At 48.1% G+C, this 16,824-nt stretch carries 14 protein-coding genes; 5 read left to right on the top strand and 9 right to left on the bottom strand.

All coding sequences use genetic code 11. From position 1 onward, the window contains the following. Positions 1-105: 105 nt before the first annotated feature. Both BUB27_RS07975 and BUB27_RS07970 read right to left on the bottom strand, forming a co-directional pair. Entirely contained in the window at positions 106-816 is a 711-nt protein-coding gene (locus BUB27_RS07975; protein WP_143183286.1) for a YebC/PmpR family DNA-binding transcriptional regulator, read from the bottom strand. 75 nt (positions 817-891) lie between these two features. After that, on the bottom strand, positions 892-2,361 hold the full coding sequence (locus tag BUB27_RS07970; protein WP_143183285.1) for a PLP-dependent transferase: 1,470 nt from the start codon (positions 2,359-2,361) through the stop codon (positions 892-894). Positions 2,362-2,439: 78 nt separating this feature from the next. On the opposite strand from BUB27_RS07970, the gene BUB27_RS07965 reads away from it, so the two are divergent. From BUB27_RS07965 to BUB27_RS07945, 5 genes are all read left to right on the top strand, one after another. Next, positions 2,440-3,117 (top strand): pseudouridine synthase, encoded by a 678-nt coding sequence (locus BUB27_RS07965; protein ID WP_143183284.1) that lies wholly within the window; start codon positions 2,440-2,442, stop codon positions 3,115-3,117. Positions 3,118-3,338: 221 nt separating this feature from the next. Further along, positions 3,339-7,040 carry a hypothetical protein gene (locus tag BUB27_RS07960; RefSeq protein ID WP_143183283.1) on the top strand — a complete coding sequence of 1,234 codons (3,702 nt, stop codon included), beginning with the start codon at positions 3,339-3,341 and terminating at the stop codon, positions 7,038-7,040. Between the two features lie 51 nt (positions 7,041-7,091). Next, entirely contained in the window at positions 7,092-8,018 is a 927-nt protein-coding gene (locus BUB27_RS07955) for a hypothetical protein (protein ID WP_143183282.1), read from the top strand. A gap of 366 nt (positions 8,019-8,384) precedes the next feature. Next, positions 8,385-11,975, top strand: coding sequence for a hypothetical protein (locus tag BUB27_RS07950; protein WP_159434869.1), 3,591 nt, complete (start codon positions 8,385-8,387; stop codon positions 11,973-11,975). Positions 11,976-12,028: 53 nt separating this feature from the next. Next, positions 12,029-12,970, top strand: a complete 942-nt coding sequence (locus BUB27_RS07945) for a hypothetical protein (protein ID WP_159434868.1) — start codon at positions 12,029-12,031, stop codon at positions 12,968-12,970. 53 nt (positions 12,971-13,023) lie between these two features. Here the strand turns inward: BUB27_RS07945 and BUB27_RS07940 are convergent, their stop codons facing one another. The 7 genes from BUB27_RS07940 to BUB27_RS07910 are packed head-to-tail and all read right to left on the bottom strand — an operon-like array spanning position 13,024 to position 16,771. Continuing rightward, the gene (locus BUB27_RS07940) at positions 13,024-13,932 is read right to left on the bottom strand and encodes a PDZ domain-containing protein (RefSeq protein ID WP_143183279.1); all 909 of its coding nucleotides are present in this window, start codon (positions 13,930-13,932) and stop codon (positions 13,024-13,026) included. 40 nt (positions 13,933-13,972) lie between these two features. Further along, on the bottom strand, positions 13,973-14,392 hold the full coding sequence (locus BUB27_RS07935; RefSeq protein ID WP_143183278.1) for a hypothetical protein: 420 nt from the start codon (positions 14,390-14,392) through the stop codon (positions 13,973-13,975). Positions 14,393-14,415: 23 nt separating this feature from the next. Further along, the gene (locus BUB27_RS07930) at positions 14,416-15,078 is read right to left on the bottom strand and encodes a sigma-70 family RNA polymerase sigma factor (protein WP_234991713.1); all 663 of its coding nucleotides are present in this window, start codon (positions 15,076-15,078) and stop codon (positions 14,416-14,418) included. A gap of 57 nt (positions 15,079-15,135) precedes the next feature. Then, positions 15,136-15,486: a dihydroneopterin aldolase gene (locus BUB27_RS07925; protein ID WP_143183277.1), complete on the bottom strand. Its 351-nt coding sequence runs from the start codon at positions 15,484-15,486 to the stop codon at positions 15,136-15,138. Further along, the gene (locus tag BUB27_RS07920) at positions 15,479-16,129 is read right to left on the bottom strand and encodes an HAD family hydrolase (RefSeq protein ID WP_143183276.1); all 651 of its coding nucleotides are present in this window, start codon (positions 16,127-16,129) and stop codon (positions 15,479-15,481) included. The genes BUB27_RS07925 and BUB27_RS07920 overlap by 8 nt, the downstream gene beginning before the upstream one ends. 11 nt (positions 16,130-16,140) lie before the next feature. Then, entirely contained in the window at positions 16,141-16,548 is a 408-nt protein-coding gene (locus BUB27_RS07915; RefSeq protein ID WP_143183275.1) for a DciA family protein, read from the bottom strand. Continuing rightward, entirely contained in the window at positions 16,535-16,771 is a 237-nt protein-coding gene (locus BUB27_RS07910; protein ID WP_143183274.1) for a ferredoxin, read from the bottom strand. Before BUB27_RS07910 ends, BUB27_RS07915 begins: the two co-directional genes overlap by 14 nt. Positions 16,772-16,824 lie beyond the last annotated feature (53 nt).

Below are 16,824 nucleotides of genomic sequence, written 5' to 3'. Positions count from 1 at the left end.
GAACCAGCTATTTCTGCACTCTAAGCGATAGATCAGGAAATCACAATGCAACATCGTGATTGCTGGGCAGATTCTCTACCCAGCCCCTGCAATAGCCTGGTCGTGTTAGGCAATATTAGTGTAGACGCTTTGCACGTCGTCGTCATCTTCCAGCTTATCAATGACTTCTTCAATTTCAGCGATTTGCTCTTCGGAAAATTCAGTAGGATTGTTAGGTATCCTCTGGAGGTTAGCCTTGGTCACCTCAAGTCCGAGATCCTCGCACGCCTTGGAAAGTCTGCCAAAGTCAGTGAAATCACCATAGACTGTGCATTCATTTCCCTCTGCATCCAATTCTTCGAGACCATGATCGATGAGCTCCAGCTCCACCTCGTCTAGCTCCATACCTTCAGGCTTCTTGAACTCAATCACAGCCTTTCTGGAAAAGAGGAAATCCAGCCCACCACTATTCATCAGCTGGCCACCAGATTTATTGAAGATCGTACGAATGTTAGAAAAGGTTCGCGTATTGTTATCAGTGGCGCATTCGACATAAAGAAGAACACCGTGCGGCCCTTTACCTTCGTAGTTCACTTCGGTAAATGTATCCGCATCCTTACCTGCTGCCCGGGTAATCGCCTTATCGATGTTATCTTTGGGCATATTCTCAGCCTTGGCTGTAGCAATGGCTGCACGAAGCTTAGCGTTCGTATCCGGATCATCCCCCCCCTCTTTAGCTGCCATGGTAATGGCTCGAGCCAACTTAGGGAACAACTTGGACATTTTATCCCAACGTTTCTCCTTTGAGGCTCTTCTGTATTCAAATGCGCGTCCCATAAATCAAATTTGTTACGCTGTATTGCTGGCGCCAGAAGCGCCCGAAATCAAGTGAATATCAACAAAAACAGCCGATTAAGCCTCAGAGAGAGCTTCCTCGAGCTTCGAAATCAAAATCTCACTACCCTCAGTACCCACTGAGAGGCGAATCAAGTGACTAGGAACCCCACATCCACCCGCCCAGTCCAGCTCATCATAGTGAGCCAAAAGCGTATAAGGACAGGCCAGGCTGAATTCTGTCCCCAGACTCGGCCCCTTCGACAACTGCAAGCTATCAAACACCTTGGCTGAGCGCTTAGAATTTTTGATCGTAAAGGATATCAGCCCCCCGAAGCCACCATTCTCGCGGCGCAAGACTTCGTAATTCTCCGTGGTCGAGAGCTTGGGGTACCAGACCTGATCGACAGCTGGATGACTGACTAGAAAATCAGCAATCGCCTCTCCAGCCTCGTTCACTGGCTGCATGCGCTCCCTGAAACCTTTCGAGTTCTCATCAAGCACTGCTGCATCAGCAGCATAGAGTCGACACCCTTCCGGGCAATCGTCATCAAAAAACGCCCGCAGATCCCCATAAAACCGGCTAGTTTTCACCAGCTGGACACCGCCTGCCATGACATCGCCTTTACCGGAGATCCATTTCGTCAGGCTGGTCGTCACAATGTCGGCATATTGAGCTACATCCACATTGAGCACGCTGCAGATGGTATCATCCACAGCCAAGGGCACGCCCCCCTCCTTACAGGCCGCGCTTACTCTGGCCAGATCAACTGTTCTCAGCAATGGATTGCTGGGCACCTCACAGAAGACGACCGCAAACTCACCATCACGAATACGCTTTAGAGCTTCATCGAACGACTCACCTGTGGCGTCATTCAAGAACACTGCCCCAGTACCAAAATGGTTCTGAATCTTGAGCACATCCACATAGGGAAAATCCAGTTGAAGCGTTTTACGGCCAGGCAGAAGACTAGTTACCGCACGGAATACCGAAAACACACCAGACATGCCACTTTCATAGAGAAAGACATCCTCTGCATCATAATCACCAAACCCAGCGACTCTTTGCCTCAGCTCACTGGAATCATACTTCCAGAGCCCGCCCCCCTCTAGAACATCCAACGCTTGCCTACTGGAGACCACTTCACCAGTATAGCGCCAGTATTCCATCGCAACGGCATACACAGCTTCAGGAACAATCAAGGCCTGCAAGCCATCGTAGGACACCACTCTAGCCGCCGCCCCAGTTCGTTTTTCAACAAAACGAAGGGCTCGTTGAGCTGCCGCACGGTGCGGGAACAGAACCACACGTTCGGAGTCCACAGCAAGCTGCTCAGAGGCAGCCGCAAAGAGCCTCCCCACAGCGGGATGCCTGAAAAATCGAGGATATCCGCAACGGAGACGCTTCACTACTTTGTCACGCCCTTCCTCATAGTCTACCACTGAATCCCACGTTGGCAGGCAGACAGATACGGCATGACGGTCATCTGGAAGGGGTGCGCCTAGATCCTCATAGGTCCAGGCTGGGTCTGTAATTAAATTACGCAACGGGGCTGATGCATAAACAGTCACCAAACATTTGCAAGACACTTGTGCATCGTTCCCAAAAAACTATGCTCTCCGTTAATGAGACTAGATCGCTTCCTGACAGCACGTACTAGATTGAGCCGCAAAGAGGTCCAGAGACTTCTGGCGGCAGGATCCGTGCTCGTTGATGACGAGGTTCAAATGAATACCCGTCACGAAGTAAAGCAGTTCACTAAGGTAGTGGTGAACGGAGAGTGCCTTCAGGACAAAAAGCCTGTCTATATCATGCTGAATAAGCCCGCCGGCTATCTCAGTGCCACAAAGGATGACAAGCACCCCACCGTCATGGAGCTCATTCCTGAGGAACTACACGAGGGACTCCACGTGGCCGGTCGCCTCGACAGAGCCTCTACAGGACTTCTGCTACTTACCAATGACGGTACTTGGTCACGAGCTATCACCATGCCATCGAGCAAGATAACCAAGACCTATCTGGTCAGATTAAGGAACCCTGTTAGCCCCAGCACACAAGAGACATTTCGCAACGGTATATACTTTGCATACGAGGATAAAACGACTCTACCGACCCATTTTGACATCATCGAACCCACTCTTGTACGTATCTATTTACGCGAAGGTAGATACCATCAGATCAAAAGAATGTTCTTCGCCGTGGGGAATAAAGTCACCTCTCTTCACCGCGAATCAGTAGGTCACCACCAACTGAACGACCTACAAGCTGGAGAATTCAGGCTACTCACTGCCTGCGACTTATAACTCGCCACTGATACCAGTACATCTCCGCTTCCCCTTCTCACCGAAGTGACTTATCTCACTTCGAACCCACCTTATCTGTGCTAGATCTGATAACCTGTAACACAGCACGCAAAGGGACATTTTTCACAATTGCGCATCAATTCATAAAACAACCATTCTTTGCTACACAGAAAAAACAAAAGTGGTACATTATAAATACATCGTAAACACGTATTAGTATCATGATGAAACCTGCTCTCGTAAACCCAACGACTAATATACTAGTCAAAAAACAACTCAAGCGCCACGGATTTGCTTTGGTATCCACCATCACCGTGATGATGCTTTTGCTCATGATTGGACTTGGAGTCATCTCCTTATCCACCATCTCCTCCAAAGGAGCCACTCAAGACAGATATGCAGCAGAAGCCCAGGCCAATGCCCGGCTAGCTCTGTCAATCGCCATTGGACAACTGCAAAAATATGCAGGACCAGACCAACGCGTCACCGCCACCGCTTCCATACTGGATACTGACCCAGAATCAGAAGCTATTGATGGAGTCGAACACCAGCACTGGGTGGGCGTGTGGAAAACCAATGGACTGAAAGGCAGCACAAGTGACACCCCCTTCATTCATCCGACTCAAGACGGCCCACTCATCGATGATCGAGCTAATAATTATGAAAAGTCCGATCAAGTATTACAGTGGCTGGTCAGCGGTAATCAGAGCTCCCCGCAATCCACACTCAACAATCCTGTCATCCTCTATAACGCAGCCTCTGACAGTTCAGACGAAACAAAGCAGACCATTAGAGAGAAAAGCGTGTATGCAGAAAAGGTTTCGCTAGCTAACAAGACAGGTAGCTACGCCTACTGGGTCAGTGATGAAAACACCAAAGCTAACATTTCCCTTGCTGATGATGATAGCTCTGACCAACCGGACATGACGAACTATGAAACTCTCTATCAAGTCCTTTCCCCAAACCGATTTGGTTTAGGCAATGTCTTCTCTGACTATGCCCAACTCACCAACAGGGAAATTGCAAAAATTCTCACCCAAAACCAGTCCAGCTTGGCAAGCATGGGCTCATCTCCTATTGATCCAGACCTTAAAAAGGCGGTTAAAATGCTCCGCCATGACGTCACCACCCAGTCACTCAGTGTCTTGGCAGACCCTGTCAAAGGAGGACTTAAAAAGAACCTAACTGCTTATCTTGAAAGTAACGGTGATGTCCAAGGCAGCGGCAGCATGCAAGGCATCAATGACACCACCCCGATTCTCTTCGACATGCCTCAGCGTGACCTCATCGGGCCAAAGTTTGGCGCTATCCGTGAATGGTACAATCTTAAAGATCAGCTCTCTGGACAAAGGGGATCTCAGACGATCGAGATGACCTTTGCCAACTACGACAGCACGTACAAAACTGCTGAACTTAACAACTTTACCAAACAGCCTATTCAACCAACTTTGATGGAGGCTGTCTATCAAACGAACTACTCATACGATCCAGTTTCCCGCTACATCTATGAGTTAATTTACCCACGTGTAGTACTCTGGAACCCATATAACGTCCGCCTCAAGACGCCTGACCTTTACGTCGCCTTCGAGTTCAAAGGGAATGATTACTACGATATGGAGTACCAATACAAAGACGGTAATGGGAGAATCCAGACTGATAAAATCCGCACCACAATTAACTATAACTTTGGTTACGGCGGAAATGACAGAATTATCTTCACCATTCCAGGCACCACATTCGAGCCGGGTGAGTGCCTTCAATTCACCGCGGACCCAAGCGGCGCATCACTCTTCTCCAAGGCCAAACCCTTTGCCCGCTCCAATTCAGGCATCGGAGGCAACCGCTTGAGTGCCAGCACAGACCCAACAGACCTCAACTGCTTTTATCGCTTCGTAAAGAACAGCAACGGAAATGGTAGCAACAAACAGTTACGCAAAGACTACATCCCTAATACGATCAGAATGAACTATGGAGGAGGCATCCTCTGGCATGGTGATAAACCAGTACAGTCTGTATACCTCTATGCAGCTAAAGGTGGATCCGGTAATCCTAAGTTTACCGATCTTGGCCGCGACAGTTTCCCTGCTATCCAGCGCTATTACATCGACAACTATTCTCGAGGCAACAACGGACGCTGGCTGCCAGGCTACAGACCGCCTCGTGTTGTTGAACCTATCGGTAACCATCTCGCACAGAACATCATCCCTGAAACTATCATTGGATACGGCATGCGCTGGAAGCACTTCTACGAAAGTTACTCAAACCGCGTATATGGCAAGGCACTTCGCGAACCTTGGTACTATGCCCCACTCGTCCACAACAACGTCAGGGCAAGACACATTCACCGTTGGGATTCTGACAACATGTTTGGTCAGGTCTACACAGGCGCTGGCACAGGGTCGACCGCTGAAAACACAGCCTATGGCAGTGGCCGCGCCCACCTCTATTCCTGGGGTCCAATTTCGCAAACACGACAGTTCCCTGCTTGGAATGACCCAGAGGTCTCACCACACTACAGCGCAGACTCCGGTAAATTCCGTACTTCTCCATTCTTTAACAACACGTTTACCAGCTCAGAGCAAGTCTTCCCTCTTTTCGAGCTTCCTGACACAGTGATCTCACCACAATCACTCGGCCAGTTGCAACATGTTCAGTTCACGCCTCATGTATGGCACCCATCCTATGTGATCGGTACAGGCATTTGCTCTCCGTACGTAGATCCACAGACTACCTCGCTGACATTCAGCGACCAACGACAAAGCTGGCAAGATAAGCTCAACCGCCTCTTTGAAGGCAACAATGATGAAGTCCACCTTCTCAGCGAAGCTGGAGATAACCCCATGATCTTTGATATGGCTTACGAGACCAATTACTTCATGTGGGATAAATACTTCCTTTCATCCGTTCCTATCTCTGGCCCATCGGCTACCTGGAACAACGACAAATGGGATTCAAACACACCATTGCCTAATTCACGCATGGTACTCAACACCTTTGACCCTTCATCAAACAACCGCCCAGACTTAACTAACTACCACAAGGCGGCTAACAGCTTGATGATCCAAGGTGGCTTCAATGTAAACTCCACCAGCAAGTTGGCCTGGGAAGCGTTACTTCGCTCATTCAATGGAGTGAAGCTCCCATCCAGAAATGGAAGCAACTTCTCAGCAAACCCCTTCTCCAGTTTGCTAATCAGTGAGAAAGGTGCGGGAAGTGCTGCATCTGCTAATGAGGATCTACTCTGGGCCGGCTACCGTGATCTGACCGATCAAGAGATTACCCTGCTGGCTGAGAAGATCGTAGTCCAAGTGAAGAAAAGAGCACCATTCATTGGAGTAGCTGATTTCGTGAACCGCAGACTGGACACACCAGACGGCGAGGACGACGAGATAGAGTTCTTTGGCGCACTTCAGGCTGCCATCAACAACTCAGGCATTAATGATCGCCTTGACAGCTCTTCACCAAGTGATTTCAACCTGCCCACAGCTAAAGAGGCCGAAGACAATTATACTTATGGTGCTGAATACTGGGGTGGACCAACTCGCACCCCACATGCGCAAACCTATGGAAGCTTTGAATACCAGGCAAATGGTGAGTCACAGCCAGTACGGCTCTCCAAGGCCGAGGGTGCTCCTGGTTACTTGACTCAGAACGACATTCTCCAACAAGTCGGCAGTGTCCTTACTGCCCGCTCAGATACATTCACCATCCGCGCTTACGGAGAGTCTCTCTCCACAGATGGCAAAGTCATGGCTAAGGCATGGTGCGAGGCGACCGTTCAACGTATTCCGGAACCAATCAATCCGGATACCACACAGGCTGCACTCAACCCTATCGCTGGAGTTGAGAACGACCCTGGCAGAAGATTCATCATCACGAGCTTTAGATGGCTTCAGCGTAATGAATTAGAACCAGCAGAATAGTAAGACTGATTTCAAACTGACTGACTTAAAATACTAAAACTCATTATATCCATGACTAGACGTACTTTGTTTACGACGCTTGCACTGGCTCTATCCACGCAGTTCTTGACAGCACAGGACGCTCCTCAGCCAGTCCCTAAACCTGAAGAGAAAGCTCCGCCATACATTGATGTACAAATCATGCCCATCGGCCCACAGGAGCTAATGATCTTTAAACACCAGGCTCCTAAGAAAAAAGCCCCTGCTGATACTCCGAATGCAAACAGTACTCCTACCGAGGGTGAAGGTGAAGGCGAAACCCGGTCCGCCCCCTCTCATGAAACTGGACTTCAGGTAGTCATCAGACCAGAAGACGAGAGACCACCAACGAGATACTATTTGAAGACTGGAGACCACTATCAAGTAGTCTCCTGCAACCTGAATAGCTTAGGGAATCCTGTTCGACTTAAACCCAAAACCCCTATCTTGGATTTTTACGAAATGAAAAGAAATAAGGAGGGTAAGGAAGTATTTAAAAAAGCTTTTTCCTATAAGATGCAGCCTGAACAAAAGAGGCTTCTGGTAACAGTGACCAAACCGCTCAAAACCAAAAAGTGGACTGACCCCAAAGTGAATACGTATAATCTCAGTAAAATCAAACTCGACCAGTCCTCTATCTTTATGATCAATGCGGGATCAGAGCGCTACATTGGTGGATATCTACACGATGAAAAATTTGCTCTGAAACCTTACGCTACAAAGGTATTTCCCTCTCTCAAAGAAAACGGTGTTAAAATGAAACTTGCAGCCTCTCCTGATGGCAGAAAATGGGCCAATCCTCAGGATCTTGCACTCCCCAATGCCAAGAACTTCACCTACTTGTTCGTGACTTACCCCGTTACTCCGCAGGAGGATTTCCGAGGCTTCAAACTCGCTCGGAGCAAGATCAAGGCTGATGAAAACTGCCAGGATGCCCCCATTTATCGTCCCCAGCCATAGGCTCTGAATCTCATCTTACAAAACCTCATCGCACTAAGGCGCTGCAAAAAATTGCAGCGCCTTTTTCGTAGCAGCATGGTCGTCATTCATCACAGAAGAGCCTTACCGAATATGAATCTCCCCCCATTCTGGAACCCTAAGACCGAAGCCTCCCACTATTCTGTATAAGCTGTTGTGCAGAATTTCATCAGATGCAGATTTTGCAAATGTCCCGAGGAGCAGTTTAATTGAATATCTCTGCAACCAAACAATTCAACCCACTCTTTCTAGGCGTGTTATACATACCCAAAATCCTAAATTAGGATATCTTACATAACACACCATCAGGAAGACGCACTCTTATACACGCAGACTCAGAGATAAACAATGTACATCACCAAACCCAGTAGAGTGGCAAGCTCTACTCACGTAGATCGATTAGGCTTTGCACTCGTTTCGACCATAACAATCCTCATACTCTTAGTGACGATTGCCATGGGCGTCATTACGCTATCCAGCAACACATCACGAGTTGTATCAGGAGAAAAATATGAAGCAGAGGCCAAAGCCAATGCGCGCCTGGCAATCACGATTGCTCTGGCACAACTCCAAAAATACACTGGACCTGACCAAAGGGTAACAGCTACCGCCAGCGTATTTGATAGTGACCCAGATACTTTACCCATTGAAGATGTTAACCACCCATCAACGGTAGGCGTATGGTCGACAGTGACAGAAGATGGTGATCCCATTATCTATCAAGAGCAAAATGGTTATCACTCTGACCGCCGTAACCCCTCTGATCCGGGACACATCGATCATAAAGAACAAGTCCTGACCTGGCTTGTTAGCGGATCAGAAAAAGGTAACTTTGATCCACGTGTCAGTGAGCTGTCAGAAGGTACGGACGCCATCGCTTTAGGATTCGATAATGGCGATCCAGTGCTAGCTCCACTTGTCTCCACAAAGTCTAATGGCAAAAAAACAGGAAGTTATGCATACCACGTTACAGACCTTGGCATGGCCTCCCCTATTATTCAATATAACAAGAATGTATCAGCGCAACCAAGCATCGAATCTGTTAGTGATGGAGGTTATGCCAATCTCTATACGGGCCAAAAACGCCAATACGCCAAACTATCTGAGACTCAACCCTTGTCCAACCTCGCCGATGACGAGCTTGTTCAAGACTCCGAGCAAACAAACCGCTATGTGAGCTATGGAACTGGAGCCTTGGACCCAGATGGTTCCGCGAATCAACTCGCCAGAGACTTCCTAAAAACTCACAGCCAGGAAATCACCAGCCACAATAGCGCGCTCATCATCAACACCCTCACAGGTGAGTTCAAGAAAGACCTAACACCATTCATACAAAACACCTCAAGCGCTGGATTAGGTGAACTGGACGGTCAAAACCAGACCTTACTCATCGATGAAACCCCGATGCTTGAACATGACCGCTTCAAGAGGCTTTCTCCAAAATTTGGTATTCTTCGTGATTATATCAAACTAGGAAATATGGCAGGCAAGAATCGTACAATCAATCCCCAGATCGCCAAATACGGCGGTGGAGCGCTGCAAGATTATCCAGACCCCACCAAGGTCATTAAAGCTGGTGTACACCCTTACATCGTCGAGTACAGCTTTTATGCACGCCCAGTCATCAACTCTGCAGCATCAAAGAACATCTCACTCTTGCTTTATCCTCGAGTCACCCTCTGGAACCCATACAACGTCACCATCAGAACATCTGGTTATTTCGTCCAAATTAATCAGAGAGCAACTCTTCAGATTGAAACCAACCAAGATGCGAACAAAGACGGCAAACCCGATTCATACAATTGGAATTCATCCTACTGGGGTAATATTCTCGGCAATGATGGAGCCAAGGCAAGAACGGCCTACATGTTCTTTTTCCTGGATCCAGTCGAGATCGAACCTGGACAGTCGCTCGTGTTTACACCTAAAAACACCACCCCACAGAAGCTCGAATATCGTGATGGCGCTATTCAAAATAACATTCTGAGCGCAGAGAGCGACCCTATGGATCTCAATTGCTTCTATGTAGACATGGCCGGTGGCCCAGCCATCAACACCAGCAAAAATATTCAATACAAATTCAAACGCTTCTGGCAAAACGGCTATCACATTGGATACGGTGAATCGACCTCTGCCCGCCTGCGTCTATCAAACGGACCGACACGCTATGACCAGGTCATTTCTGGCAGCACAGACAGCCCCAATTACCCAATCGTGCATACGATGGACATCCACAACTGGGTACGTGGCAATGAAGGGCGCTGGCATGACATCAACCGCCCTTGGCTGCCTGTACTTAAGATGTCCTCAGCAAATTCAGTACCTCCAGATAACCGCACAAAGATTGGCATGCGTCTGAAATCTTTTAGAGAAACTGCTGAGAATATGGCTAATTTGCCGAACGCCTTCTGGAACTACCCTATCTGGGAACTTTCTAACATGAGATCCCCCTTTTACCGTAGAACACCCTGGGACTGGATCTTCTGGATTCCAACTGTTAAGCATGAATATTCATTCGGACCCTTGGCCAGTGAGAACCAGGAGCAACCCGGATACTTGGATCCCTTTATGTTACCCAGGTACACCTCTGAAGGCGTAGCTGAGACCTCCCCGTTCATGAACAGCAGCAGCCTAGGCGAACTGCGCTATACCATATTCGACATTCCTCCAGCAGAGGTTGATGTATATTCCATAGGCCAATTAAGACAGGCACCTCTGACCCATGAATTCAGTGCTCCTTCATTCATTATTGGAGAAAGTATGGTGCCAGTCACATCCCCGCGCGAGCACACAGCATTTCCCAAAAATCAATACAAGAGCATGTGGTGGAACGGGCTGCATCAATCGCGTGTTACTGGCAATGCGACTTGGTGGGAAAACTCCTACGATCCGGAAACCAATTACGCCGCATATGATTACAGGTATGAGATCAACCATGCTCTCTGGGACGATTTTTTCTTCTCTACCAAACCACAAAATACCAGCCTCAGTTCATATACGGAAAAAGGATCACTACCTAACCCAAACATCTATGTAGTCAATGACTCCGGCGCTAACCTTAATGATAATCAGGAGAAAGCGGCAGATACTATAGCTAAAAACTTGAGACTGCATAATCATCACTCCGTCAATTCAACAAACGTCATCGCCTGGAAAGCTCTTCTGTCTATGAATATGGGCATGGATATTGATGGGAAGAATACGGCTGACAATGCCGCGCCATTCCCGGGCATCTCAGCACCTGCTGGCAACGGCACCACACCTGGAGGTTCTATGGATTCAGAAACCTGGACTGGTTACAGACAGCTAAACGAGCAAGAACTGAATAGATTAGCAGAACAGATCGTAGTACAAGTCAAACGACGTGCTCCATTCATTTCACTATCTGACTTTGTAAATCGCAGATTAAGACAGGCCGAGATTGATCCGAATGCAGCTCCTACTCTTGCAGAACAAACAGAAGAAGACCTCCTCAGCTATGCTGGACCTATCGAAATCGCCATTCAAAAGGCGGCCTTGAATGCCAGCCTGAGAGACATCCCGATTAAATCAGGCCAAGAGTATACCAAAGCTTCGCTGGTTGCTGGAGGTGCTGAGGGCTTTGCGACAGCGAATTTGCCAAACGAATGCTATGCCAACTCGCCAGCTCACCTAACCCAAGGTAAGGTTCTCGAAACCATCGGAGCCTTACTCACACCTCGTTCTGATACCTTCCGTATCCGTGCTTATGGTGAATCACGTGACTCTAAGGGACGAGTCATGGCCACCGCCTGGTGTGAAGCCGTGGTTCAACGGACCTCTGAATACATCGACTCTAGTGCGGACAATGCGACTGTAAAATTCGATGATCTAAACTCAGAGCTCAACAAGGACTTTGGACGAAAGTACAAAATCGAATCCTTCAGATGGCTCAATCCTGATGAGATCTCTATGAACTAACACCTTCAAAAATAACTGACCTCCTGGTAATCTCTTATTACCGCAGAATAGCTATGAATCATTATTACAAATCAATCATGCTAAGCTGTCTCCTGTTCATACCTCCAATATCAGGACTAGCTCAAGATGAACAACAGCCCAATGGTGGTGAGTCACCACAATTCGAAGCCCACGAAAAGAAACTGGGATTACGAATGGTGGCTCTAGGGCACCGACGACTCGCAAAGTTTGAACAAACAAAAGAGCCCAAGGTAATCAAACTAAGGACTCCTGAGGGTGAGGTCATCACTGAGACCATACCAGCTGGCTCGCCAGTCGAAGTCATGGGAAAGGATTTCGAGTACCTCCCGCCTCTCGTCTACATTCCTGAGCGCAAGGCTGTGGATACGGGCAAAATGGTTACTTCACCGTTAATCTTGAACGCCTGTACTCAGGAACAAGAACTCTCCTACCGTGCAAGACTGGATATCCTACTCAGACGACAGGTAGCAGGTGAAGATGCCAAGATGGAACTGAAACGCTACGCTTCTGCCACAGTCAGCGAGAACCAGTCCAATATTCTCCTGGCACTCATCAACAGAACCAATCAAAAAGAAGGCTGGAAAGACCCCGTCATCAAGTCTTTCGACACCAGCCCCCAGAAGCTCCCCGGAGGCTCTCTTTTGGTCTTCAATGCCACGCCATACGGACTGGAAGTCGAACTTCCTGTAGGCTCAGGCTTCAAAAAATACACTCTAAAGCCGATGGAATCACGTAGGTTCTCACCGAATGTAAACCAAAAGAACCGTACTAAGGCTGTAGCTCATTTGGTCGCCAAGAATGGCAGTAAGCGACAATTCTACAACAGCACTCTAAGACTGAGTTCAGATACACGCGCCTATTTATTCGCTTATCATGACCCACGCAGACACGCGAGCAACCCTGCTGGCATGGTGCAGTTCTACGACGAGGTTCCCCCTGTGCCTGTAGATAAAAATCAAGCTTCTGCTAACTAAGAAGCAGAAGCTTGGGGTCAGGTGGAACCTCATCCAATAGGAAGTAAAATTCTCTATTCTTTGAATAGAGGATTTACTTCTGGAACGACACTGAATTCTTTAACTTCAGTGCCTCGGAGAACCTTGAAGGTAACAGCCTTCTTCGGCTGCATATAGTAAAAGGAATCGACCACATCAGCGTATTCAGCGACGTTTTCACCAGCCACAGAAAGAATGATATCCCCTTTTATGATTCCAGCCTTACGAGCAGGAGATTCAGGTCTGACGCCGGTGACCACGGGCGAGTCACTCTGAGCATCCAGAGCTAGACCTACCCAACACCTTTTCACTACCCCTTCCTTATCTTTACCGGCATCATTAGAGATTGCCAGGATGTGCTTCAGGGCCTCAACGGGTAGAGCATATGTGTTGCTCTTCTGAGAAACGACAGCTTCGTGAGCCAAGCCTACCAGATCACCTTTCTCGTCGAACAAGGGTGTACCAGGCATCACACCTTCTTTTGTGTGCGCTACACGCATCAAAGTCAGAGGGAGAACTTTGCCATCAAATCTCTTCACCTTGCTCACTAGACGGCTCACACCTCCTTTGGTTTCCAAGTCAGTGGTTAGTGCAGCAGCTGGCACGAGATCACTCGACTCTCCCATCTGCTTGACGACTTTCTTCCCCTCGCTAACCGGCTTGGGAACTTTGAGCAAAGTGATTCTGCTCACCTCATCGTGAGCCAGAAGTGTGAGTGCTACTTCTTTACCAGTAGAATCTACCCAAAAGGCTTTATGCGGATCCGTACCGTATACAGCTACTGTGGCCAAAGTGCCCTCATCATCTATCAGCACACCTTTTGCGGGAGACTTCCCCTTTTCCATGCCCTCGGCATGCGTAAACTCTAAATCTAGAGCCTGTCCTAGCAGAGTTAATGTCGATGCCGCTACGGCGACTCCACTTAAGATAAATTGTCTAAACATATGATCCTAGCTAACAAGCCGAAGAACAAATCAGCAAGTACTAAAAGAGCTGATCTGTACCACCCACCACTGGCTGTTGTACTTTGTGAAAGCTCACAGGCTCTGAATGCGCCAAACTTAGAGGGATAATCTGCACCTCAGGAGATGACTCTGCGGAACTAGCCTGCTCTGCAGTACCCGTGTGAGCCACTGGTAGAGTGGACTCATCACTTACATTCCATACTGAGATAGAAATCGCTACCGCAGCATAGGCAAGCCCCGCACCAGCAACCCATTTGATCGCACCTAACTGATTAAACCAAACACCGATGCGCTCCATCAACAGGCTCCTTGCTGAATTGGTAAGGAGCTCTTGCTGACGCTTCTCATGAAACTCTTCCAGGAAGGACTCAAAGTATCCTTCCTCGGGCTGCTCGTAGCGCTTAAGGCGAATAAGATCCTGTAGTTCTTGGTCGTTCATGATAAAATTCGTTAGTAAATTATCTATTGCTCTAACTCGCTGCCGTGGAAATCTGACAAATAACCTCGCAGTTGTTGATGGGCATAGAATAGTCGAGATCTGACAGTTCCATCCGATATACCAAGGATTTCAGCTATTTCTCCATGAGCCATTCCTTGAATATCAAACATGGTAACCACCGCTCTATGGTCATCAGACAACTTCTGCATAGCTTCGTTCAATTTTTTTTGAAGCTCATGGATGTTTGTTTGTCTCCTGGGATTTGACCGGTGCCCATAATCCACAAAGGCGGGATCATTCTGGATACCTGTATCCACCATATCCAAACTACTGGCCGCCCTTCGTTTTCTCTTTTTGAGGAAATTCAGAGTCATGTTCGTGGCTATGGAATACAACCAAGTGTAGAACATCGAATTGCCCTTGAATTTACTGACGGAGCGATAGGCCTTGGCAAACACATCTTGCAGCAAGTCGTGCGCATCATCCTTGTTGGATGTCATGTGGTAAACCAAACCATACAGCTTTGGGCTGTATTTTACGATGAGCATGTCAAATGCCTTAGTGTCCCCTGACTGAGCTAGCCTGACGAGCTCCAGATCCGGGTCAACACGTGCAGCCGCGACTTCATCGGCTGCCTCATTGGCGGCCATCTGAGAGTCATGCGCGCTGGCTGAAATACTAGACATTCCGAATTACTTAGAGTTACAAGACAACACTAAGTGATTTCCGTTCAATATTCAGCTTTATTTTTTACGCATCATTCTCAGCCCCACCCAGTCCGTATCCGGTAGGATATATTTCTCGATTTCCAGCACGACCTCTTGGACCGCAAATTCGGACAAAATCATGGCTGTAATCTCCTCACCCAAGGTTTCAATCAGTTTCCTAGGGCGCTCCAAAGCGACGCACTTCACACGTTGAGCTACCTCGTAGTAGTTTACAGCTCTCTCGATATCATCATCCAGACCTTCGAAGCCTTGAATCGGAGTGAGTTCCAGGCTGAGTCTCAGCTCCTGCTGTTCGGCTCTCTCCTCGTCAGGTACCCCGATGTAGGTAGGCACTCTCAAGCGTTTAACAAGAATCTTATCATTCATCGCAGGAAGTAAATAAAGTAGAGCCACTCTCCAGCAGCCCCCTCAGCTCTTTGAGGTCATTAACAAGTACGCTCGGCTTGGAGGACATGAGGGTTTTCCGATGATTGTAGCCTGTGAGGACTCCTACAGACCAGACCCCACCATGATGAGCGGTATCCACATCATGCGTCATATCCCCTACAAAAACCGTCTCCTCTTTGGCAAGATTTTGCTCTTGGAGAATATCCCCGATGAGCTCTCGCTTATCCAGTACGCCTGCATAGGTACGCTCAAAATAGGGCTCCATTCCCAAATCCACCAACTGCTCTCCAAATGCGATCTCACACATGGATGTCAGGACGAACATTCTGCCTCCCTGTTCTTTGATGTAGGCCAGAAACTCCTCTGAATATTCCAGCTTGGGTACAGAAGCTTCTGAAATGGAGAAACCATAGCGGAAATGGGCTTCTATTTCCTCCATGCATACCCCAGGAAGATATTCCTGATAAAAATCACTATAAGGCAGCTTGAATGACTTGCGGAACTCTTCACGACCAATTTCAGCCACACCGTACTGGCGTAGTACATGATTGGTGGCACAGACTACCAAAGCCATGTCATCCACCAAAGTCCCCGACCAATCAAATATCCAATTCCTGATCATCTCTCGTTTTTCTAGCCCACCTTGAATCTGACTTGCTTCACGACGCCCTCACCGAGCTCCGATCTGAGATTCTTGAGCAGCTTCCCCTTCATCTGCTCTAGGTGAAACCTCATCGAAGGTTGTAACACGCTCAGAACCAACACACCATTCTTCAGAGATTCAGGCTTCGTATTCTTAGCAACAAAATCACCCGCAACCTTTACCCAGGCTTGCTTCAGGCGCTCCTCCTCCAAGCCACCAGAGATCCCCATCTGGCTGAGCAACTTATCAATATGCTCTGAAGCAGTATGAATATTACGTTTCGGATCAAGAACAGGATCCGCATGTCTCCACTGGCGCAGAGACAAAGCGCGCAACCACTCAAGCGATTGCGCGCTATTTTTAAATCGTTTCGGACTATCTGGATTAGTCTTCTCCATCCTCGCCGATTGCCTCTACAGGGCAGCCTTCCATAGCCTCGATGCACTGCTCACGCTCGTCATCGTTCTCAGGCTGCTTGTATACATAGGAATACCCCTCGTCTTCTTCACGAGTGAAGTTATTTGGAGCTGTCTCACGGCACAGGTCACAGTCGATGCACTGACTATCAACGTAAAATGCACCAGTAATGTTTTCAGGATTCTTATCTTCTTTGTCTGCCATAGGATAAAAAAATTCTTACGCGCCAGAGCTAATCACCATATGGCTGATTGGCA

The sequence above is a fragment of the Rubritalea squalenifaciens DSM 18772 genome (genome assembly GCF_900141815.1).
Taxonomy (GTDB): domain Bacteria; phylum Verrucomicrobiota; class Verrucomicrobiia; order Verrucomicrobiales; family Akkermansiaceae; genus Rubritalea; species Rubritalea squalenifaciens.
This window is presented reverse-complemented; position numbering and strand designations above follow the sequence as displayed.

What these genes read in the sequence shown, in the direction of transcription:
- BUB27_RS07920 (WP_143183276.1), bottom strand. Translation starts at nt 16,129, where the DNA reads ATGATCAGGAATTGGATATTTGATTGGTCGGGGACTTTGGTGGATGAC.
- BUB27_RS07975 (WP_143183286.1), bottom strand. Translation starts at nt 816, where the DNA reads ATGGGACGCGCATTTGAATACAGAAGAGCCTCAAAGGAGAAACGTTGG.
- BUB27_RS07915 (WP_143183275.1), bottom strand. Translation starts at nt 16,548, where the DNA reads ATGGAGAAGACTAATCCAGATAGTCCGAAACGATTTAAAAATAGCGCG.
- BUB27_RS07950 (WP_159434869.1), top strand. Translation starts at nt 8,385, where the DNA reads ATGTACATCACCAAACCCAGTAGAGTGGCAAGCTCTACTCACGTAGAT.
- BUB27_RS07945 (WP_159434868.1), top strand. Translation starts at nt 12,029, where the DNA reads ATGAATCATTATTACAAATCAATCATGCTAAGCTGTCTCCTGTTCATA.
- BUB27_RS07910 (WP_143183274.1), bottom strand. Translation starts at nt 16,771, where the DNA reads ATGGCAGACAAAGAAGATAAGAATCCTGAAAACATTACTGGTGCATTT.
- BUB27_RS07925 (WP_143183277.1), bottom strand. Translation starts at nt 15,486, where the DNA reads ATGAATGATAAGATTCTTGTTAAACGCTTGAGAGTGCCTACCTACATC.
- BUB27_RS07955 (WP_143183282.1), top strand. Translation starts at nt 7,092, where the DNA reads ATGACTAGACGTACTTTGTTTACGACGCTTGCACTGGCTCTATCCACG.
- BUB27_RS07935 (WP_143183278.1), bottom strand. Translation starts at nt 14,392, where the DNA reads ATGAACGACCAAGAACTACAGGATCTTATTCGCCTTAAGCGCTACGAG.
- BUB27_RS07930 (WP_234991713.1), bottom strand. Translation starts at nt 15,078, where the DNA reads ATGTCTAGTATTTCAGCCAGCGCGCATGACTCTCAGATGGCCGCCAAT.
- BUB27_RS07960 (WP_143183283.1), top strand. Translation starts at nt 3,339, where the DNA reads ATGATGAAACCTGCTCTCGTAAACCCAACGACTAATATACTAGTCAAA.
- BUB27_RS07940 (WP_143183279.1), bottom strand. Translation starts at nt 13,932, where the DNA reads ATGTTTAGACAATTTATCTTAAGTGGAGTCGCCGTAGCGGCATCGACA.
- BUB27_RS07965 (WP_143183284.1), top strand. Translation starts at nt 2,440, where the DNA reads ATGAGACTAGATCGCTTCCTGACAGCACGTACTAGATTGAGCCGCAAA.